This is a genomic window from Flammeovirga sp. SubArs3, assembly GCF_947387565.1.
GTDB classification, from domain to species: Bacteria; Bacteroidota; Bacteroidia; order Cytophagales; family Flammeovirgaceae; genus Flammeovirga; species Flammeovirga agarivorans.
Map to the genome: position 1 here is coordinate 35,137 of NZ_CANDOA010000007.1, position 20,176 is coordinate 55,312.

Sequence of the window (20,176 nt, forward strand, 5' to 3'; positions counted from 1 at the left end):
CATATTCGAATAATATAGTTATTTGTTGATCTTGATCACTCATTTCTAAACTATTAAACACGATATTAATATAACTGATATTAACCATATTTTATGTCTAACCCTCTATTGCACATATTTCTAAGGATAGGTCATATCTTGCCTGAAGAGCTTGACAAATGGATTGTCCTTTTTACAGTTACTACCGTTATCATTGCATTACTTAAAGAGTGGGGAAAGCCCTCTACAATATTTTTTATGAGTGTAGTGACTTTACTACTCTTCGGTGTAATCTCCGCTGACAACTTATTAGAATCGATGAGTAACCCTTCAATAGCTACAATCATTGTGCTAGTTATTGTTACTACTCACCTCTATCATACATATAATACAGAAGATGCTTTAAATCGCTTTATTGGTAATACCAAAAGACCCAAAGTCTTTATGGCAAAGATCATTACGTTTGCCGCTATCTTATCTTCATTTACCAATAATACGCCTGTTGTTGCAGGACTAACACCTTATGTTTATAATTGGTGTAAAAAGATGGGTGCCCACCCTTCTAAGTTGCTTATCCCACTAAGTTTTAGTACCATTTTAGGAGGTATGATTACCCTTATTGGTACATCTACCAACTTAGTGTTGAACGGCTTTATAGAAACGAACAACTTACCTACTTTAGCCTATAACGACTTCCTTTATTTAGGACTTTTGGTCACTTTTTTCGGAATTATCTATCTTTTGACCTTTGGCTACAATCTTTTGCCTGTCAATAAAGAAGTTTTTGATGATGCCAAAGCGATTGCTCCTGAATATTTAATGGCACTGAGAGTAAGACATCAGTCCAAATTAATTGGAAAAAGAATATCAGAAACCAAGATCAAAAATTTTGAGGGGGCTTACTTAATTGAAGTACATAGAAATGGAGAAGTGATTACTCCCATACCTGATGATTTCACTTTTGCTGTGAGAGATATCTTGATGTTTATGGGACAAACAGAAAATATTATGGTGATTGTCAACTCGGATATGGGATTAACCGTGCCTAATCATCAATCTGATTCTGAAATTGTTGAGGCGGTAATCCCTGCCAACTCTGGATTAGCAGGAAAGAAACTTGGTAAGATCAATTTCAAAGACACCTATGGAGCTGAACTTATCGCGATTCATCGTAATGGAGAAAAACTGACTGGGGAACTTAGCAACGAAGCCCTACAATCTGGTGATATGCTCCTACTTTCTGCTAGTGAAACCTTCTTCTCTAATATAAAGCTTTACAAAGAGTTTTATGTCTTATCAACAATAGAAAGTAATAAACCCGTTGTAAAGGATAAAGCCAAGTGGATATATTCAATCGCTCTTCTTGGTCTTGTATTTCTAATTGCCACAGGTACGATAAAATTACTGACAGGAGCAATTTTTGCCTTTGCCGGATTATTGATTATCAATGCTACATCAATAAATAGCGTCAATAAAGAACTCGACTTAGACTTAATTGTATTACTGATGTGTGCACTGACTTTAGGGGATGCATTTATTAATACAGGTGCGAGTGAAATAGTCAGTAAAGTGTTTATTAAGATTTTTCTACCATTTGGAGTAGTAGGTGTGTTAATAGGTTTATTTTTAATAACCGTTTTACTTACCTCTTTTGTTACAAACGTAGCAGCCATCTCCATCACTTTCCCAATCGCTTATTCACTAAGTGAGATATTAGCTTTACCAAGCAAACCATTTTTTGTAGTTATTGCTTTTGCTGCCTCTGCTGCATTCTTAACACCGGTAAGTTACCAAACCAATTGGATTGTCTATGGTCCTGGCGGGTATAAACCAAAAGACTTTATGAAAGTAGGGTTACCACTTATGGGAATTTATTCCGTTGTCTGTATTGTATTTATTGTCTTTTACTATGGATTGATTTAGTCTTCAATTTCTGGTAAAATTTGTTGAAGTTGATGATTTTGAATATTTCTACCGATAAATGTTTCTATTCTACCATTCACTATCATAAAACGTAAAAAATGTTCTCTTTCCTCATCTTCGTATAGCACTTGGTAGACATTATTATCTTGTAATTTCCCTTCGATATAATATTCTCCATGATTTTGTTCACATTGATAATAGGTGATATCATTATAAACAAAACTTGTATGAATATTAGATAGATCACTCTCTAAATAATAAAAGTCTAAGTCATAGAGGTAAGATATGCTTTTCTCTAAAATAAATATTTGACTAGACAGCGATGCATGAAAATATAAATATTGCTCTTGATCTATCTTAAACCAATATGAATTCATACCATTTACCCAATCGATCTGAGCTGATCGTTCAATAAAAAAATCCTTTCCTTGAAGTTGAATTACACCTTTGTTTCTTATATCTTCTACATCTTGATCAAAAATCTTAAAGTATTGACGTTTACGTTTAGGTTCAGCTAAATCATTTCTCTCAAAATTAATCTCCCCTATTACCCCTGTAGGCTGAATTGAGAAATATTTATGCACTTTCTCGACAAGCTCAAAAGCTTCACTAATTCTTTCTTTTTCAAGAATTATCAATTCCTTTTCAAAACCGTCTTTACCTAATATCGATACCTTAATTTTATTGTTTTTGAGCGGGCTGATAAACAATTGCTCAATATCATCCATGTAGTGAACTACATCAATTGCCATACTTTTATTATTGATGATGTTCAACCTTAATTGATCTCCTATCAAATAAAATTGTAAGCTCACCGTTTTTCGGCTTACTTCATAAAAATACCAAACCCTTATAGCTACTCCCGCTAATAAAATTGCACTCAATCCAATATGAAGTACCAATAAGATGGCTGCAGCGGCTAAAGAAAACAATAGAATTGGAGTTATTTCTCTCCTCCGAATATCATTAAATGCCTCTTTTTTATATTCATTACTTAGCTCTGCTTCAATACTTAATGCAAGCCCCCCATTTCTCGTTTCTCTAATATTCATTATTTGTTAGTTATATGGTTAGTTCGCCAAAAGTCACATCAATACTACTATTATTATATTGACAAATTCTCAAATAGTTACTTCGATTTTCATTCATGTATAAACGTTGGATAACTCTTATCTCATTTCTTTCTGAATATCTATTGTAAAATTTCCCTTCATCCTCTTTATCTAATAAATATTCTTGGTTGTTATACATCAATGATTGAGTCCAACGCTTAAAATCAGTTATCTGATCTTTAAAATGTCTGGTATAATTTACTTTTGATTCAATAAAGCATTTATCGTTTAGTTGGTAAACTACAGCCTTTTCCTCTCCTGAATTACACCAATATGCATGATCTACTCTATTATTATTCCAATGAAACTCAAAGTGATTTTCTATCAAATAATCTTTAAAATTAATGGTCAGAATGTCATTGGTGAGTGTTTCTGAACTTAGTTTTTTCTTTTGTTGAACATGTTCCTCTTTTTGCTTTCCTTTAGCTTGATATTCACCTTCAACGTAGTAATCCTCAATACCTAAAAACTTCTCAACAGCTTCTTCTATTTGCTGTCCCTCAAAGGCATTAATTGGTCTTGGTAAACAGTCAATTATATTTCCATGCTTCGTTTTCATTTCTAAACGAACCATATTCTTCAATATATCTTTGGATAAAGCTTGTTCTTTCAACAAGTACAATTGAGCTATTTTTTTTGTTTCTATTTTTATTTTTCTTCTAAAAAAAGAATTAATCACTAAGTAATCTTTATCACAATGAATATTTGTCTTACCTAGATAAGAAAGGTACATCATCAAAAATCCAGAAGATAAAGCCAAAGGAAACAAACCGGACCAAATTAAAGAGAGTTCACCTGGTGAAGTGAATAAGTTGATAAAAATCCCACCAAAAAGCGTCATTGGATAAATAAAGAAATAATCTTTAATCGTTTTTTGGAAATAGAATTTACTCCAATAAATAGATATAGAGATCTCTTGTCTGTTAGTTTTTATATTCATATAGCTGCTTTGAGTGTCATGTATATATTTAAAAATAAAAAAAGTCTGTCATTTCACAAAACGACAGACTTTGAAGTAGTTATTCACTAACTTTTATATCATTTCTGCATTTAAAGCAGCCAACATTCCTTTTGCTTTTAAGATACATTCTTCATGTTCTGCTTCAGCTTCGGAATCTATAGTAATTGCTGAACCAATTTGGAATGAAATATATTCGGCAGCTGCATTATAGAAAGCACTACGAATGACCACATTGAAATCGAAGTCTCCTTCAGGAGTGATATAACCAATAGAACCCGAGTATAAACCTCTTTTTGTTCTTTCATAAGTCTCTATCAATGCCATAGCCATTACTTTAGGTGCTCCTGTCATACTTCCCATAGGAAATGCCTTTTTGATCACTTCAGAAAAAGGTAAGAAGTCTTTTATTTCACCTTCAATCGTTGAAATCATTTGATGAACAGTCTTAAAGCTATATACACCGAAGATTTCAGGTACCTTAATCGTTCCAGCTTTACAAGTTCTTGCCAAGTCATTTCTAACGAGATCAACAATCATCATATTTTCAGCCACCTCTTTTTCAGAATTTCGAAGATCAAGTTTTAATTGTTCATCTTCTTCTTGTGATGTACCTCGTCTTATAGTTCCTTTAATAGGTTGAGAAACTATTCTTTTCCCTTCTTTTTTCATAAAGCGTTCGGGAGAAGAAGAAACTACATATTTATCATTTACTCGATGGAATGCAGAAAATGGAGCCGGTGATAGTGCAGATAACCTTAGATATAAATCAAATGGGTCGATTTTAGCCTCTCTTGCTAAGAATTCCATACAGATATTTACTTCATAAACATCTCCTTCTAATATATGTTCTTGAATACGTTCTACCGTATCTACATATACTTTTTTCGAAATCTTAGGTAATACCTTTCCTCCCCATCCATCTGACATTTCAGGAACTTCGGTATTCAATACTTCAAAAAAGATAGCTTCTTCATCACCTTTTGTGATAATTTCTACATCTTTTTCTCCAAAAACGAATAGTGTTTTAGGAATGTAAAAAAATGCATTTGGCATTTCGATACCATCTGGGTGATCTGAACAGAGCAATTCTACTTCATTCTTAAGATCATACCCCCAATGACCAAACATCCATTCTTTATGTTCGCGTTGAAATCGCTCTACACTTTCAAAAGAATGCCCTTCCTCGATCGGGCAAATATTTTTTGCTCCGACAGCCAATAAATGTTTAAAGCCTCCTTCTGGGTAAGAAATGTTATGGTCGAATAAATATGTACAGTATTCTTCCTTTCTCCCCCAATACCACGCTTTTAAACGGAAAGACGATAAATCTTCTAATGGAAATTTCATCGATATTGTATCTAGTTCTTCTACTATCATCATTGCACTACAAAATTACACAATAGTTTATTAATGCATCCTATCAGATCGCACTTCTAAACTTTTAAGCAACTCTGCTTCTTTATTAAGAAACTCTTGCCAACGAGAATCCACGATTTCTCTATCCTTGTATTTCCTTGCCAGATCAATAAAAGTCACATAATGTCCTGCTTCAGAAACCATTAGTTCATAATAGAAAGCTTTCAATTCTTCATCATCTAAGCCTTTCCACAGTAGTTTAAAACGCTCACAAGAACGTGCTTCTATTAATGCACTTACAAGAAGTTTATCTACTAATTGATCAATCCTTGAACCTCCTTTTTTAGCAAATTTGATGATTCCATTTACGTAATCATCTTTTCGCATTCTACCTAAAGAAAGTCCTCGTTTGCGTAATTGTTTTACAACTCTTTCAAAATGTTCCCATTCTTCAGCTACAATTGGCATCAAAGTATCTACCAATTCATCCAATTCAGGGTAGTTGACTATTAATGACATACTTGCCGTTGCTGCTTTTTGTTCACAGTAAGCATGATCCACTAAAATCTCCTCAATATTTGAGTTTTCAACCATATCAACCCATCTTGGGTCAGTAGGTAATTTTAGGTGGAGCATATGTCCCTGCCCTTTGAATTCCTCTTCCATAAATTTTGATCAAGTTTATGGGGCAAAAGTAGTTATTAATTAAGAATTATAGAGTTAAGTGGTTAGAATATTTTTATTCTAAGCTTAAAATGAAATCAGCTGATATCGTAATTTTTAAAACTTATTTCCTAAATCTTAAATATTTCTCATTATCTTTGCTTCACATTTACTTTAGGGGTGTTCGTTAAATCGAACTGAGAAATACCCTTTGAACCTGATGCGGTTAGTACCGACGAAGGGAAAAGTCCATTTCTATCTATTACACTTTCTGTGTAATTTTTCTCCTAAGGTTTATTGGTTGTAATGATTGTCACATTTCTAATTTATTCGAAATGAATATCACTGTAAACAATAAGTCTGTAACACTCCCAAGTGCTTATTCTGTAGCACAACTTTTAGAATTCATGAATATTTCCGTTGCAAGAGGAACGGTCGCTGTTGCGATTAATGATGAAATCATTCCGCAAAGTCAATGGGAGGCTCATGCAGTATTAGAAAAAGACCATGTAACCGTTGTTGCCCCTGCTCAAGGTGGCTAATATCATTTAAATTATTATTCGAGGAAGACTTTCGTACTCACAATACTATGATTAAGTGATTTTTCAAAAGTAAAGAATGTTATCTCAACTGAGCTAATTTTCTCTTGACACTTTGATAGTTTACACCAACACTGAAATCTTCCCCACAAATCAACTTTTAATCATGAAAAAGCAAGACAAAATTCCAAGTCAGGAAGTCATTAGCCGTGAGCCATTCACTGGGTCGAAAAAGATCTATGTAGACGGTAAGATTCACAATATCAAAGTTGCGATGCGTGAAATCGAGCAGGCTGATACTAACCACAAGTTCTTAAATAAAGTAGAAAAGAACCCACCTATTACTGTTTATGATACATCTGGACCTTTCACTGATCCTGAAATTGAGATCGATGTTAGAAAAGGTTTGAATAAACTTCGTAAGGATTGGATTCTTGACAGAGGTGATGTAGAAGAGCTTCCTAAGTTATCATCTGAGTATGGTATCGAACGTTTAGAAAATTCTGAATTGGATCACTTGCGTTTCGAGCACATCAAAAAGCCTTTGAAAGCGAAAAAAGGTCAGAATGTTTCTCAGATGCACTATGCTCGTAAGGGTATCATCACTCCAGAAATGGAATACATTGCTATTCGTGAAAACCAAAGAATTGAAGAGCAAGAAGGTAAATTCGGTACACAACACCCAGGTAATAGCTTCGGTGCAAACACTCCTGTAGGTAAAATTACTCCTGAGTTTGTTCGTGATGAAGTAGCAGCGGGTCGTGCTGTAATTCCTAACAATATCAACCACCCTGAGTCTGAGCCAATGATTATTGGTCGTAACTTCTTGGTGAAAATCAACGCTAACATCGGTAACTCTGCAGTTACATCTTCAATCGAAGAAGAAGTAGAAAAAACAGTTTGGGCTTGCCGCTGGGGTGCTGATACAATCATGGACCTTTCTACAGGTAAAAATATCCACGAAACTCGTGAGTGGGTCATCCGTAACTCTCCAGTGCCAATCGGTACAGTGCCAATTTACCAAGCATTAGAAAAAGTAAATGGTAAAGCCGAGGACTTAACTTGGGAGATTTTCCGTGATACATTGATCGAACAAGCTGAGCAAGGTGTTGATTACTTCACAATCCACGCAGGTGTATTATTACGTTACGTTCCAATGACAGCAAAACGTGTGACTGGTATCGTATCTCGTGGTGGTTCAATCATGGCGAAATGGTGTTTAGCACATCACAAAGAAAACTTCTTGTACACTCACTTCGAAGAGATTTGTGAGATTATGAAAGCTTATGACGTAGCCTTCTCATTAGGTGATGGTCTTCGTCCAGGTTCAATTGCTGATGCAAACGATGAACCTCAACTTTCAGAATTGAAAACATTAGGTGAGTTGACTAAGATTGCTTGGAAACATGACGTACAGACGATCATCGAAGGTCCTGGTCACGTTCCAATGCACATGATCAAAGAAAACATGGATGCTCAGTTGCAAGATTGCTACGAAGCTCCTTTCTATACATTAGGTCCATTGACTACGGATATCGCTCCTGGTTATGACCACATTACTTCTGCAATTGGTGCTGCTCAAATCGGTTGGTACGGTACAGCAATGCTTTGCTACGTAACTCCAAAAGAGCACTTAGGTTTACCTAATAAAGCAGACGTAAAAGAAGGTGTAATCACTTATAAAATTGCAGCACACGCAGCTGACTTGGCAAAAGGTCACCCAGGTGCACAATACCGTGATAACGCTATGTCAAAAGCTCGTTTTGAATTCCGTTGGGAAGATCAATTCAACTTGTCTCTTGATCCAGATACTGCTCGTGAATATCATGACGAAACACTTCCTGCTGAAGGTGCAAAAGTTGCTCACTTCTGCTCGATGTGTGGACCAAACTTCTGCTCAATGAAGATTACTCAAGATGTTCGTGATTTTGCAGCGAAGCAAGAGCAAGAAGAAGGCTTGAAGCAGAAGTCTGAAGAGTTTAAAGAATTAGGTAGCGAGATTTATCACTAAAATTTGCTGTCCGTAGAACAGTAATAGTTCTATAAATAAGATTTCATTATGCTGATAGGAATTACGACACCTGACTTTTTTGAAGAAGAAATCCATCAGATTTTATTCTGGTTGGAAAATGGGATTGATATACTACATATCAGAAAACCTAATGCTTCAGAAAAAGAGGTTGAGGATTTAATTACGTCAATTCCTATCAGCTACCATAATAAGATTACTCTTCATCAATACCATCATTTAGTGGAAAGGTTTGATTTAGGTGGTGTCCATTTTAGAGAATCGGATAGAAGAAGTACAGATAAAGATGTTTTCAATTATTGGATTGAAAAAAAAGTTAGAATTAGCTCATCAGTTCATGATTTTGATGAACTTTCTTATCTTCCCAACAAGTTTGATTACCTCTTCTTGAGCCCTGTTTTTGATAGTATCTCAAAAGAAGGTTATCAGGCTAATTCTTCGATTCTAAAAAAGATGAAAGAGAACATAATTAGCTCGCAGAAAATAATTGCGTTAGGGGGTATTTCTCCTCAAACAATTTTATCATTAAAAGGATCTTCATTTAAAGGAGTTGCTTTATTAGGTTATTTATGGGCTACATCATCAGATCAATTAATTTCTAAAGCAGAACAATTACTATCATCATGGAAAACCATAGACCTTTTGCCTTAAGTTTAGCTGGATTTGACCCTTCAGCAGGAGCTGGTATTTTATCAGATATTAAAACCTTTGAAGCACATGATGTACAAGGGTTGGGTGTCTGTACTGCTCTGACTTACCAAACGGCAGATGATTTTATTGGTATGAACTGGATGAGTGCAGATGTAGTTACTGCTCAACTACTTCCACTAATCGAAAAGTATCCATTAAATGCATTAAAAATCGGAATTGTTGAGAATTTCCACTTGATGTCTAATTGGATTGGATTGGTGAAAGGTTTCTTTCCAACCTGTAAAGTCGTATTAGACCCTGTATTTAGAGCAAGTGCAGGCTATGATTTTCACAATGAGACTTCAATCAAATGGTTAGATAAGGTATTGCAAAGTGTTGATATCATTACTCCTAATTACAAGGAAATGGAAGTTCTTGCCAATGGAGGTGACCCTTTAAAAAAAGCAAAAGAAATTAGTCATTCCACTCATGTATTATTGAAAGGAGGACATAATCCTACCGAAAAGGGTAATGATATTCTTATCTATAAAGGAAAAGAAACATTAATTGAAGGAAAAGAAATTGATATTTTTGAAAAACATGGCTCAGGCTGTGTTTTATCATCATCAATTGCAAGTAATCTTGCCCATGGCCACTCCATCGAGAAATCTTGTCGCTTAAGCAAAGCGTATATCGAAGATTTTTTAATGAGTGATGAAAGTAAGCTTGGACAGCATACATTTATTAAGAATCATGATTAGTAAACTTCATTATATATCTACTGAAAAAAAAGACAAAAACCATCTTCAACATATCAAAGAAGCATGTGAAGCGGGATGTCGTTGGATTCAGTTGAGGGCAAAAGAAGTAAGTACTGAAGAATACATTGCACTTGGTAAGCAGGCAAAAGAAATCACAGATCAATACAATGCTATATTATTGATTAATGATAAGCCTGAAGTAGCCTTAGCAATAAATGCTCATGGTGTGCATGTTGGAAAAGAAGATTCTTCTCCAGCTTTAGCTCGTGAAATTTTAGGAAGTGATAAAATCATCGGAGGTACTGCCAACACTATAGAAGACATTCAAAGATTATTCGATTTTGGAGTGGATTATATTGGATTGGGACCTTTCAGATTTACACAGACAAAGAAAAAATTAAGTCCAATTCTTGGTTTAGAAGGATATCAATCTCTTTTAGATCAATGTAAAGAAAGAGGTATTGATACACCAATTATTGCTATTGGAGGTATCGAAACGACAGATGTAAAAGACATTCTCTCGACTGGAGTTTTTGGTGTAGCAGTTTCTGGTTTAATTGCCAATGCTGATCAGCCTTCTTCAACAGTATCCGCTTTAGAAGTAGAATTGGAGATGTAACCGACACAAAAATGGATCAATTAGTAATAGCAGATAAAACTTTTAATTCTAGATTATTTACCGGTACAGGTAAATTTAAGTCTAATGAATTAATGGAAAACGCTCTTGTAGCATCAGGATCAGAATTGGTTACTGTTGCCTTAAAAAGGGTTGATGTTGATAATCCAGAAGATGATGTATTAGCTCATCTTAAACACGATCAGTTTAACCTACTACCAAACACATCTGGTGCAAGAACAGCAAAAGAAGCCGTATTTGCAGCTCAATTAGCTAGAGAAGCCTTAGGAACAAACTGGGTAAAATTAGAGATTCATCCTGATCCTAAGTATTTAATGCCAGATCCAATTGAAACTTTACAAGCTGCAGAAGAAATGGTAAAACAAGGTTTTATTGTACTACCATATATTCATGCTGATCCTGTATTGTGTAAGAGATTGGAAGAAGTAGGTTGCGCTGCAGTAATGCCACTTGGTGCTCCTATTGGTAGTAATAAAGGCTTAAAGACTTTAGATTTCTTAGAAATCATTGTAGAGCAAAGTAATGTTCCTGTAGTTGTTGATGCAGGTATTGGGTCTCCTTCTCATGCAGCACATGCCATGGAGCTTGGAGCAGATGCAGTTCTTGTAAATACAGCTATTGCTGTTGCTGGCGATCCTGTTGCAATGGGCAAAGCCTTTGGTCAAGCTGTAGAAGCAGGGAGAGCAGCACACTTAGCTCAAATTGCTCAACCAAGAGTTACTGCAGAGGCCAGCTCTCCACTTACTGGATTTTTAAACCAACTTTAGTTGATATAAGGTTTAAGATGTTGATCATCTTAGAACTTAAATCTTAATTCATTAAAGATGTACCAGGATTTATTTTATCAGCAAAACTGGGATGAGGTTAAAGCAAGTATTTATGCTAAAACATCTCATGATGTAGAAAGAGCATTAGGAAAAGAACGAAGAAATCTTGAAGATTTTAAAGCGTTAATATCTCCTGCTGCTGCTCCTTACCTAGAACAAATGGCTCAATTGAGTCATCAGCTTACCAAAAAGAGATTTGGAAACACCATTCAGATGTATACTCCTATGTATCTATCGAATGAGTGTCAAAATATATGTACGTATTGTGGTTTTTCTTTAGACAATAAAGTTAGAAGAAGAACCCTTTCTGATGATGAAATTATCAGAGAAGCTGAAGCAATACGAAATATGGGCTTCGAACATATTCTATTGGTAACTGGCGAAGCCAATAGAACTGTAGGTGTTCAATACATCAAAAAAGCCATTCAATTAGTAAAACCTTATTTTTCTCATATTGCCATGGAGGTACAACCTATGGATTTAGAGGAATATGAAGAACTTATTGAAGCTGGTTTAAATACCGTTTTAGTTTACCAAGAAACTTACCATAAGGATGATTACAAGAAACATCATCCAAAAGGTAAAAAATCTAATTTTGATTATAGAGTGGATACTCCTGACCGTTTAGGTAAGGCAGGGATTCATAAAATTGGATTAGGTGTACTGATAGGTTTAGAAGATTGGAGAACCGATTCATTTTTCACGGCACTTCACCTTGACTATCTAGAAAGAACTTATTGGCAAACGAAATACTCTATTTCATTCCCGAGGTTACGTCCATTCTCTGGAGGTTTAGAACCAAAAGTAGAAATGACAGATAGAGAATTAGTTCAATTGATTTGTGCATATCGCCTATTTGATGAAGAGGTTGAATTGTCTCTTTCCACTAGAGAACATCCAATTTTTAGAGACAATATCATTAAATTGGGTATCACTTCGGCAAGTGCTGGCTCAAAAACAAACCCTGGTGGATATGTGGTTGAACCAGAATCATTGGAACAATTTGAAATTTCTGATGAGCGTTCTGCCGAAGAATTTGCAGAAATGATTAAAAATCAAGGTTATGAAGTGGTTTGGAAAGATTGGGATCTTGCACTTCAATAAACAATAAATGATTAGTAGATTTCTATCCTACTAAAAATAGTATAAAGTAATGTTGACGAAAGAGGAATATAAACGATACGACAGACATATCAGACTAAAAGAGATAGGTGTAGAAGGGCAAGAAAAGCTAAAAAATTCAACTGTACTTATCATTGGTGCTGGTGGATTAGGATGCCCTGTATCTCAATATTTAGCCGCAGCTGGTATTGGACACATCATTCTTGTTGATCATGATATGGTGTCTGTATCGAACCTCCAACGTCAGATTATGTTTACTACCAATGATATTGGTAAACCAAAAGCTGAAGTAATTAAAGAACGGTTATCGGCCATGAACCCACATTGTAAGGTAACTACCGTACTTCAGCAGTTCAATAAAGAAAATGCTTTAGAACTTATCAAAAAAGCAGATGTTATTGTAGATGGAACAGATAATTTCTCTTCCCGCTATCTAATCAACGATGCCTGTATCATTCAGAATAAACCTTTAGTCTCAGCCTCTATTCAAGGGTTTGATGGACAGTTATCTGTCTTTAATTACAACAATGGTCCAACATACCGTTGTATTTTCCCTAACCCTCCTTCTCAAGAAGAAGCTCCAAACTGTAACGAAATTGGTGTTGTGGGAGCTATGGTAGGTATTTTGGGTACTATGCAAGCTACAGAAGTGATTAAGTTAATAACTGGTGTTGGTAAGTTATTAAGTGGACAATTATTGTTGATAAGTGGTATGGATATGAGTTTTCAAACCTTGAAATTCAAGAAAAATCCAAAAGTTGCTAACATATCAACATTAGGTGATTATAATTTTGATTTCTGTGCGACACCTGATAACAATGTAGAAATTAGCATCCATCAAGTAGAGGAAATGTTAGCGGATACATCACAAACGTTGTTAGTAGATGTACGAGAAGAATATGAAAGGGATATTGATGATATAGGAGGAATACATATCCCGTTAGCTGAACTTGAAGAAAGAATTGATGAGCTTCCTGATCATGAAAATATCATTTTTTATTGTCAATCTGGTAAACGAAGTAGGGCTGCAATCGATGTATATCAGTCTGTTAAGCAAAATAATGCTAAAGTTTACAGTTTAAAAGGTGGTATGGAAGTGTTATAGTGAATAAAGTTTTACCTTTGTGGTATCTTGAAAATGTTCATTATGTCAACCGATGAGTAAAAAAGTAATTTTTGCTGACTTACTAAACTTCCGTCATACTCCAGTTAAATTATTTTACTTTATAAACAATGTTTGGAGTGGTATCATTGTGCCTCATTCATTGTTTAAATTTCGAAGAAAATCGTATATAAAGTTTGATGAGGAGAATACTGACTACGTATACCAAAGGGTAAATTATTACATGAAAAAAAATACTACTTTTCATGTTTCTAAGAATGCCTTTCAATTACAAAATTTAAAAAGAAGAGATCATTCCAGTGCCTACTTTTTTGATCTGATATCTAGTACAAAATACTTTCATCCTTCTTTAAATATTGATTTTATATTTGGTGATGTTATTCATATTCCAAATTATCCTGCAATCGTAAAGAGTCGACCGATCTCGGATACGAATGAAAACTCTATATTGCTGAAGCTAAATAAAATCAGACATTACAATTTCATCAATGATTGGAAGAAGTTTGAAGACAAAAAAAATATTGTGATTACTAGAGGAGATGTATTTAAACATCATAAAAATAGAATTGATTTTTTAGAAAAGTTTTTTCATCATCCTAAGTTTGATATTGGAAAGGTTAATCCTGCAAACCCTAAAGATAAAAACATCACAGATGATACTTACCTCAAAGAAAAAGTGACAATTGAAGATCAACTAAACTGTAAATTTATTTTTTGTTGGGAGGGTAATGATGTTGCGACAAGCTTAAAATGGGTAATGTCTTCAAATTCTATTGCTGTAATGCCTACACCAACAATGGAAACATGGTTTATGGAAGGTACCTTAATCCCTGATTATCATTACATACATGTCAAAGATGATTTATCTGATTTAGAAGAGAAGATTGAGTATTATTCTAATAATACAGAAGAAGCATTAAAGATCATAGCTAATGCTAATCAGTATGTTAAGCAATTCTTGGATACTGAAAGAGAGAAAAAAATTGAATTATTGGTAATGGAGAAGTATTTTAGCTTATCCTCCCAATAATTATTCTATGAAAGTAACAGGATTTAGCTTTATACGAAACGCAATAAAATACGACTATCCGATTACAGAAGCCATTACTTCTATTTTGCCAATCTGTGATGAATTTGTTGTAGCAGTTGGCAACTCAGATGATAGTACTCTTCAACTTATCAAAAGTATAAGTCCGAAAATCAAAATTGTTGAAACAGAATGGGATGACTCCTTAAGAGAAGGAGGAAGAGTCCTTGCTGAAGAAACAAATAAAGCTTTTCAAGCCATCTCAGAAGATACCGATTGGTGTTTTTATATTCAAGGTGATGAAGTCGTTCATGAAGATTATTTATACGTAGTTTATAATGCGATGTTAAATAACCTTGAAAATAAAAGTGTAGATGGGTTATTATTCAATTATCTACATTTTTATGGCTCTTACGATTATATCGGATCATCTACCAGATGGTACAGAAAAGAAATAAGAGTTATAAGAAACAATAAAAACATTTACTCTTACAGAGATGCACAAGGGTTTAGAAAAGATGATAATAAGAAACTAAATGTTCTTCCTGTAGATGCGTATATCTATCATTACGGGTGGGTTCGACCACCAGAAAAGATGTTTAACAAACAAAATAATTTTGCTTCACTTTACAATGGTGGTAACCAACCTTCCTATAATGTAGAAGAATTTGATTATTCCGAAATTGACTCCTTAGATATCTTCCAAGGTTCTCACCCTAAAGTAATGAAGAGGAGAATAGAAGATAAAAACTGGAAGTTTGAGAAAGATATTAGCATCAAAAAATATTCTCTAAAAGAAAAAGTAAAACAGATTGTTATGAAAATGACAGGGGGATACATCATTGGAGAATACAAAAATTATAAAATTCTTAAATAAACTTTTTCAATAAGCGAATCCTTTCAACTACTACTTAGATCTACAAACAAAACTTCTATCTTTGCACCGTGAAAGAAAATCTAGTAATAACACCGACCTATAACGAGATCGAAAATGTAGAGCTAATAATAAGAGCTGTAATGGATCTCGACACCCCTTTTGATATGCTCATCGTAGATGATGGGTCTCCTGATGGTACCGGAGCAAAAGTAAAAGAACTAATGGAGGAGTTTCCGAACCGATTATTTTTAGAAGAAAGAACTGAAAAAAATGGATTAGGAACTGCATACCTACATGGTTTTAGATGGGCTTTAGATAGGGACTATCAGTATATCTATGAAATGGATGCTGACTTCTCACACAATCCAAATGATCTTCCAAAACTATATCAGGCTTGTAAGGATAATGGCAATGATATGTCTGTTGGCTCAAGATACAAATCAGGCGTCAATGTGGTCAATTGGTCGATGAAGAGAGTACTCATGTCGTATTTTGCTAGTAAATATGTACAGTTTATTACCGGTATACCTATCAATGATACTACTGCTGGATTTAAATGTTATACTAACAAGGTTTTACAAACGATCTTAAATAAGGACAAGATTCACTTTGTTGGCTATGCTTTCCAAATTGAGATGAAATTCAAAACTTGGAAATACGGTTACAAAATTGAGGAAGTGCCTATCATCTTTACAGATAGAACAAGAGGTGAATCCAAAATGTCAACAAAGATCTTTAAAGAAGCTTTCTTTGGTGTAATTTCTTTAAAGATTAGAAGTATGTTTAAGAAATACATTAAGTAACTAACTAGTGCTTAATATTCTTTTCTCCTCAAGCTCAATTATATTTTCTAATTAACATTTCACCTTGATGAATAATTGTGTTATTACAATTCCTATATATAAGTCTTCACCAAATACTTATGAAAAGATATCTTTCACTCAAGGTGTAAAAGTTCTTTCAAAATGGCCAATTGCCATTGTTACTTATGAAGGATTAGATATCTCTTTTTATACTGAGATATTAGAGGAAAATAAAAACGATTATACCATTCATTATTTTGACCAACACTATTTTAATAGTGTACATACATATAATGAGTTAATGGTAAATATTGATTTTTATAAAACATTTCAACAATATTCTCATTTATTGATCTACCAGACGGACTGCTTTATTTTTAAAGATGATATTCAATACTGGATCGATCAATCATATTCTTATATTGGTGCTCCATGGGTTGTGAATAATGGAACATCACAGCACTTCCAATATGTTGGCAACGGAGGTTTCTCTCTGAGAAATATCAATGACCATATTAAGGTATTACAGAAGTCTAATAATGTCTTAAAGAGTTTATTCTCCACTAACCCACCATTACGACTAAAGACATTTTTTGCATATTTCAGAACATCAAGAAAGTCTACTCTATATCAAGACAGTTATAAAAATGAGGATATGTTTTTTGGAAAAAACTGTTCAAAGACATTTAAGTTTTTCACGATTCCAACTCCTGTGATAGCATCTACTTTTGGTATAGAATATCATGCTGATTATTGTCTTTCAGAAAATAATAATCACTATCCCATGGGAATACATGCTTGGGAGAAACCAGAAAATCTAATCTTTTGGAGAAAGCATATTGAAAAATTTGGTTATCAAATTGACTAATTAAAATTATGAAAGTAGCACTTATTGAACTTGGTGGATCTCATGCTGAATGTCTCTATTCTCAACTTTTATTTCTTAAAACAATTAAAGCGGAGGTTACATTAATTTATGATCCTCGATTAGAACTAACAGTAAGAGATTTTATTGATGAATTTGATAACACTATTCTTCTACCTGAACCAGAAGGTGCATTTTTCTATTACCTAAAGCTTAGAAAGATAATTATAAATAACCAATTCGATAAAGTCATTTTCAATACAGGGCAAGGAGATGTTTGCAAAAAAATATGTGCCTTACCTTTTCCTAAAACCATTGAATTTCTAGGCCTTCTCCACAATACAAAAAAACTATATGGTAGTTTTGGTCAAAAAATAATTTCAAGTAAAGTCAAAAAATACTTTGTGCTATCCGATTATTTACTTGAAAAAACAGCTCCATTTACCAATAAAAAGTTCTTACCATTTTATCCTATTTATTTTAAACCCTACCCTGTAAAAATAAATAAACCGGAAGGTGAAATTTGGATAACAATTCCTGGAGCTATTCTTTTAGAAAGAAGAGAATACGTCCGTCTATTAGAATGTCTAGAAAACATTGATTTCGATAAAAGAATTAAGTTTATTTTCTTAGGAGGCGGACCAAAAGAAGAAGTTGATATTGTGAAGGGATTAATAGAAAAAACTCTTCATCCTGATAACTTCCTTTATTGGAGTGAACATGTCATCAATGATGACTTCCATTCATATCTTCAATTATCAGATTATATCATGCCGTTAATTAATATTCTTGATGGCTATGACTTTAGAATCTCAGGTACATTTAACCTAGCATATGCTTATAATAAGACTATGCTCATTCATAAGTCACTAAATATGGATGAATTCCAAGAAAACTCAATAATATATGATTATGATGGAATTGAAGAACTTCTAAAAACGATTTTAACATTAAAAAAGATTGACTACAAAGCTCAAGATAAGTTCAATTTTGATTATCAAGCCCAACAATACACTGAATTTTTATTAATGAAATAGCTGTTTTTTATGATGATAAAACTTCATTGTATAATTGGTAATATGCCTCTGCATTTTTCTCCCAAGAGAAAGTAGATGCATACTCAAATATTTCATTTTCCTTTTCTTCTCTATTTTTAGAAAAGTCATCTAAACCTCTTTTTGTAATCTCAGCCATATATTTTGGATCAAAGTTATTCCAATAATAAGCATATTTCCCTCCTACTTCAGGTAAACTAGTTTTATCAGAAGAGAAAGTAGGTTTTTTCGATAACATGGCTTCAATAATTGGCAATCCAAAGCCTTCTAATAAGGATGGAAACAAAAAGCACTCACAGTTTTTATATAAATAAGATTTCTCTTCTTCAGTTACAGCACCCAATAACTTAACTCGATCTTGGAGTTTTTTCTCAGCGATTAAATCATTGATTTTATTCACATAAGTATACTTCTCCCATTGCCCAGCAATATAGAGTTTGTATTTAGGATCCATATATTCCATCATTTCTACCAACACATGGAAATTTTTCTTAGGCATGATTGTACCTATTGAGAAGAAAAATGGAGCATCATCTACTAATACATGTCTCTCTGATTTATCTAGAACTGGAGATTTTACTCCATTATAAATAACCTTAACTGGTGTAGATTCTGGTATTGTTAAATGCTCTCGAATTACTCCTTCAGTAAACTTAGAAATCACTGTTACAACATCTGCTCTATTTATAGCACTTTGAATTTTTCTCAATTGCTTCTTTGATTTCTCTTTAGATTTCTCCTTCAGAAAGTTCAAATCATGAATTGTATAAATATTCTTTTTTGCTTTTACCGCCTTATAACTAGTAATTTGATGTGTTAAATGGAATAAATCAATGTGATGATCAATTGGTTCGATACCATTTTTGGTCAAGACATTATGATATCTAAACTTAACGTCGGAGGGATTTTTAATATACTCTTTCCTATTTTTTCCAGATAGTAAAAATTCCCATTTCAAGTCTTTATGATCTAATTCAGTTAGAGCATTAGAGAAGTTGATACTTACTTGTCCTAACCCACAATTTGGGTATTTAAGTCGTTCAAGGTCAACTAAGATAGATAAAGGTACTCTTTTTTCTATCTTCTGACTTAAACCATTTTGGCATTGAATAAGATGGTTTTTTCTTGATTTTTTTAATATAAGATCATTAGCTTTCAATGATTTTTTTTCTTCCTCTTTATGATAAAGGTGAAAAGCAATTGCATTAAATTTTATATCTTTTCTTCTAATACCTGCGTTCAATAATCTAACAACAAATTCGCTATCTTCTCTACCCCAGCCAATAAAGTTTTCATCAAATCCATTCACATTTATAACATCATCTCTCCAAGCAGAAAAGTTACAGGTCCTAGTTCCTTTATCAGACTTCTTTTCTTTTTCGATGATTTTGGAGATGACATCAAAATGAAATGCATTAAAAATATTTATTATCCCCTTGGTATTATAGTTAAAATCTATATCAACTTCACGAATATGTTTTAACGTTGACTCTCTATTAACTCTAACTCTACCTCCTTGTAAAAACCAACCTTTCCTAGCTCTTTTCTGGTGATCCTCAATAAATTTATGATGTAAAACCATATCACCATCAATCATTACTAAATAATCTCCTTGAGCTTCTCTAATTGCATTATTTCGTGACTTGGCTGCTCTAAACCCCTTATCTTCTTGCCAAACATGATTTACTTTGATGTTATTATCCTCTGAAAACTTTTTGATTAGTTCGCTAGTTTTCGATGTCGAACCATCATCAGCAACAATAATATCATATGGTTGAACAGTTTGTTCTAGAATACTCAATAATACTAAATTTAGTGCATCTGGTCGATTGTAAGTCGTAATTATTAAACTTACAGTAGGCAGTGTCTTATTATCCATTAGAAAGA

The 20,176-nt window shown here is 33.6% G+C and carries 19 protein-coding genes and 1 riboswitch; of the genes, 14 read left to right on the plus strand and 5 right to left on the minus strand.

The genetic code is table 11. From position 1 onward, the window contains the following. The first annotated feature begins 93 nt into the window (after nt 1–93). Entirely contained in the window at nt 94–1,902 is a 1,809-nt protein-coding gene (locus tag QL232_RS18915) for an SLC13 family permease (RefSeq protein ID WP_281615364.1), read from the plus strand. Here the strand turns inward: QL232_RS18915 and QL232_RS18920 are convergent. From QL232_RS18920 to QL232_RS18935, 4 genes are all read right to left on the minus strand, one after another. Continuing rightward, complete coding sequence (locus tag QL232_RS18920; RefSeq protein ID WP_281615365.1) at nt 1,899–2,954, minus strand: hypothetical protein; 1,056 nt, start codon at nt 2,952–2,954, stop codon at nt 1,899–1,901. The two genes, QL232_RS18915 and QL232_RS18920, sit on opposite strands and share 4 nt — an antisense overlap. 10 nt (nt 2,955–2,964) lie before the next feature. Continuing rightward, complete coding sequence (locus QL232_RS18925) at nt 2,965–3,954, minus strand: hypothetical protein (RefSeq protein ID WP_281615366.1); 990 nt, start codon at nt 3,952–3,954, stop codon at nt 2,965–2,967. Nucleotides 3,955–4,047: 93 nt separating this feature from the next. Beyond that, nucleotides 4,048–5,322 (minus strand): anthranilate synthase component I family protein, encoded by a 1,275-nt coding sequence (locus QL232_RS18930; protein ID WP_281615367.1) that lies wholly within the window; start codon nt 5,320–5,322, stop codon nt 4,048–4,050. Nucleotides 5,323–5,382: 60 nt separating this feature from the next. Beyond that, a complete protein-coding gene (locus QL232_RS18935; RefSeq protein WP_281615368.1) occupies nt 5,383–5,997 on the minus strand; it encodes a tRNA-(ms[2]io[6]A)-hydroxylase in 615 nt (204 codons plus the stop codon). A 163-nt stretch (nt 5,998–6,160) separates the two neighbouring features. Then, nucleotides 6,161–6,255, plus strand: a riboswitch (TPP riboswitch). A gap of 74 nt (nt 6,256–6,329) precedes the next feature. Here QL232_RS18935 and thiS point away from each other — a divergent pair. The 13 genes from thiS (at nt 6,330) to QL232_RS19000 (ending at nt 18,271) form a co-directional block, all read left to right on the plus strand. Then, the gene (gene thiS, locus QL232_RS18940; RefSeq protein WP_168883857.1) at nt 6,330–6,536 is read left to right on the plus strand and encodes a sulfur carrier protein ThiS; all 207 of its coding nucleotides are present in this window, start codon (nt 6,330–6,332) and stop codon (nt 6,534–6,536) included. Between the two features lie 163 nt (nt 6,537–6,699). Beyond that, nucleotides 6,700–8,544, plus strand: coding sequence for a phosphomethylpyrimidine synthase ThiC (thiC, locus tag QL232_RS18945; RefSeq protein ID WP_281615369.1), 1,845 nt, complete (start codon nt 6,700–6,702; stop codon nt 8,542–8,544). A gap of 48 nt (nt 8,545–8,592) precedes the next feature. Beyond that, entirely contained in the window at nt 8,593–9,213 is a 621-nt protein-coding gene (locus QL232_RS18950) for a thiamine phosphate synthase (RefSeq protein WP_281615370.1), read from the plus strand. Then, nucleotides 9,186–9,953 carry a hydroxymethylpyrimidine/phosphomethylpyrimidine kinase gene (locus tag QL232_RS18955; protein ID WP_281615371.1) on the plus strand — a complete coding sequence of 256 codons (768 nt, stop codon included), beginning with the start codon at nt 9,186–9,188 and terminating at the stop codon, nt 9,951–9,953. Before QL232_RS18950 ends, QL232_RS18955 begins: the two co-directional genes overlap by 28 nt. Further along, nucleotides 9,946–10,572 (plus strand): thiamine phosphate synthase, encoded by a 627-nt coding sequence (locus tag QL232_RS18960; protein ID WP_168883853.1) that lies wholly within the window; start codon nt 9,946–9,948, stop codon nt 10,570–10,572. Before QL232_RS18955 ends, QL232_RS18960 begins: the two co-directional genes overlap by 8 nt. Nucleotides 10,573–10,583: 11 nt before the next feature. Then, the gene (locus QL232_RS18965) at nt 10,584–11,357 is read left to right on the plus strand and encodes a thiazole synthase (protein ID WP_281615372.1); all 774 of its coding nucleotides are present in this window, start codon (nt 10,584–10,586) and stop codon (nt 11,355–11,357) included. A 57-nt stretch (nt 11,358–11,414) separates the two neighbouring features. Beyond that, on the plus strand, nt 11,415–12,521 hold the full coding sequence (gene thiH / locus QL232_RS18970) for a 2-iminoacetate synthase ThiH (RefSeq protein WP_168883851.1): 1,107 nt from the start codon (nt 11,415–11,417) through the stop codon (nt 12,519–12,521). A gap of 49 nt (nt 12,522–12,570) precedes the next feature. Then, complete coding sequence (locus QL232_RS18975; RefSeq protein ID WP_281615373.1) at nt 12,571–13,644, plus strand: HesA/MoeB/ThiF family protein; 1,074 nt, start codon at nt 12,571–12,573, stop codon at nt 13,642–13,644. Between the two features lie 52 nt (nt 13,645–13,696). Further along, nucleotides 13,697–14,692: a glycosyl transferase family 90 gene (locus tag QL232_RS18980; RefSeq protein ID WP_281615374.1), complete on the plus strand. Its 996-nt coding sequence runs from the start codon at nt 13,697–13,699 to the stop codon at nt 14,690–14,692. 7 nt (nt 14,693–14,699) lie between these two features. After that, nucleotides 14,700–15,566 (plus strand): glycosyltransferase family 2 protein, encoded by an 867-nt coding sequence (locus QL232_RS18985; protein WP_281615375.1) that lies wholly within the window; start codon nt 14,700–14,702, stop codon nt 15,564–15,566. Nucleotides 15,567–15,634: 68 nt separating this feature from the next. Continuing rightward, nucleotides 15,635–16,369: a polyprenol monophosphomannose synthase gene (locus QL232_RS18990; protein WP_281615376.1), complete on the plus strand. Its 735-nt coding sequence runs from the start codon at nt 15,635–15,637 to the stop codon at nt 16,367–16,369. Between the two features lie 67 nt (nt 16,370–16,436). Further along, a complete protein-coding gene (locus QL232_RS18995; protein WP_281615377.1) occupies nt 16,437–17,237 on the plus strand; it encodes a DUF5672 family protein in 801 nt (266 codons plus the stop codon). Nucleotides 17,238–17,245: 8 nt separating this feature from the next. After that, a complete protein-coding gene (locus QL232_RS19000) occupies nt 17,246–18,271 on the plus strand; it encodes a hypothetical protein (protein WP_281615378.1) in 1,026 nt (341 codons plus the stop codon). 7 nt (nt 18,272–18,278) lie between these two features. Here the strand turns inward: QL232_RS19000 and QL232_RS19005 are convergent, their stop codons facing one another. Beyond that, complete coding sequence (locus QL232_RS19005) at nt 18,279–20,168, minus strand: glycosyltransferase (RefSeq protein ID WP_281615379.1); 1,890 nt, start codon at nt 20,166–20,168, stop codon at nt 18,279–18,281. Nucleotides 20,169–20,176: the final 8 nt, after the last annotated feature.

Coding starts and splice junctions, on each gene's coding strand:
- QL232_RS18915 (WP_281615364.1), top strand. CDS start 94: ATGTCTAACCCTCTATTGCACATATTTCTAAGGATAGGTCATATCTTG.
- QL232_RS18920 (WP_281615365.1), bottom strand. CDS start 2,954: ATGAATATTAGAGAAACGAGAAATGGGGGGCTTGCATTAAGTATTGAA.
- QL232_RS18925 (WP_281615366.1), bottom strand. CDS start 3,954: ATGAATATAAAAACTAACAGACAAGAGATCTCTATATCTATTTATTGG.
- QL232_RS18930 (WP_281615367.1), bottom strand. CDS start 5,322: ATGAAATTTCCATTAGAAGATTTATCGTCTTTCCGTTTAAAAGCGTGG.
- QL232_RS18935 (WP_281615368.1), bottom strand. CDS start 5,997: ATGGAAGAGGAATTCAAAGGGCAGGGACATATGCTCCACCTAAAATTA.
- thiS (WP_168883857.1), top strand. CDS start 6,330: ATGAATATCACTGTAAACAATAAGTCTGTAACACTCCCAAGTGCTTAT.
- thiC (WP_281615369.1), top strand. CDS start 6,700: ATGAAAAAGCAAGACAAAATTCCAAGTCAGGAAGTCATTAGCCGTGAG.
- QL232_RS18950 (WP_281615370.1), top strand. CDS start 8,593: ATGCTGATAGGAATTACGACACCTGACTTTTTTGAAGAAGAAATCCAT.
- QL232_RS18955 (WP_281615371.1), top strand. CDS start 9,186: ATGGAAAACCATAGACCTTTTGCCTTAAGTTTAGCTGGATTTGACCCT.
- QL232_RS18960 (WP_168883853.1), top strand. CDS start 9,946: ATGATTAGTAAACTTCATTATATATCTACTGAAAAAAAAGACAAAAAC.
- QL232_RS18965 (WP_281615372.1), top strand. CDS start 10,584: ATGGATCAATTAGTAATAGCAGATAAAACTTTTAATTCTAGATTATTT.
- thiH (WP_168883851.1), top strand. CDS start 11,415: ATGTACCAGGATTTATTTTATCAGCAAAACTGGGATGAGGTTAAAGCA.
- QL232_RS18975 (WP_281615373.1), top strand. CDS start 12,571: ATGTTGACGAAAGAGGAATATAAACGATACGACAGACATATCAGACTA.
- QL232_RS18980 (WP_281615374.1), top strand. CDS start 13,697: ATGAGTAAAAAAGTAATTTTTGCTGACTTACTAAACTTCCGTCATACT.
- QL232_RS18985 (WP_281615375.1), top strand. CDS start 14,700: ATGAAAGTAACAGGATTTAGCTTTATACGAAACGCAATAAAATACGAC.
- QL232_RS18995 (WP_281615377.1), top strand. CDS start 16,437: ATGAATAATTGTGTTATTACAATTCCTATATATAAGTCTTCACCAAAT.
- QL232_RS19000 (WP_281615378.1), top strand. CDS start 17,246: ATGAAAGTAGCACTTATTGAACTTGGTGGATCTCATGCTGAATGTCTC.
- QL232_RS19005 (WP_281615379.1), bottom strand. CDS start 20,168: ATGGATAATAAGACACTGCCTACTGTAAGTTTAATAATTACGACTTAC.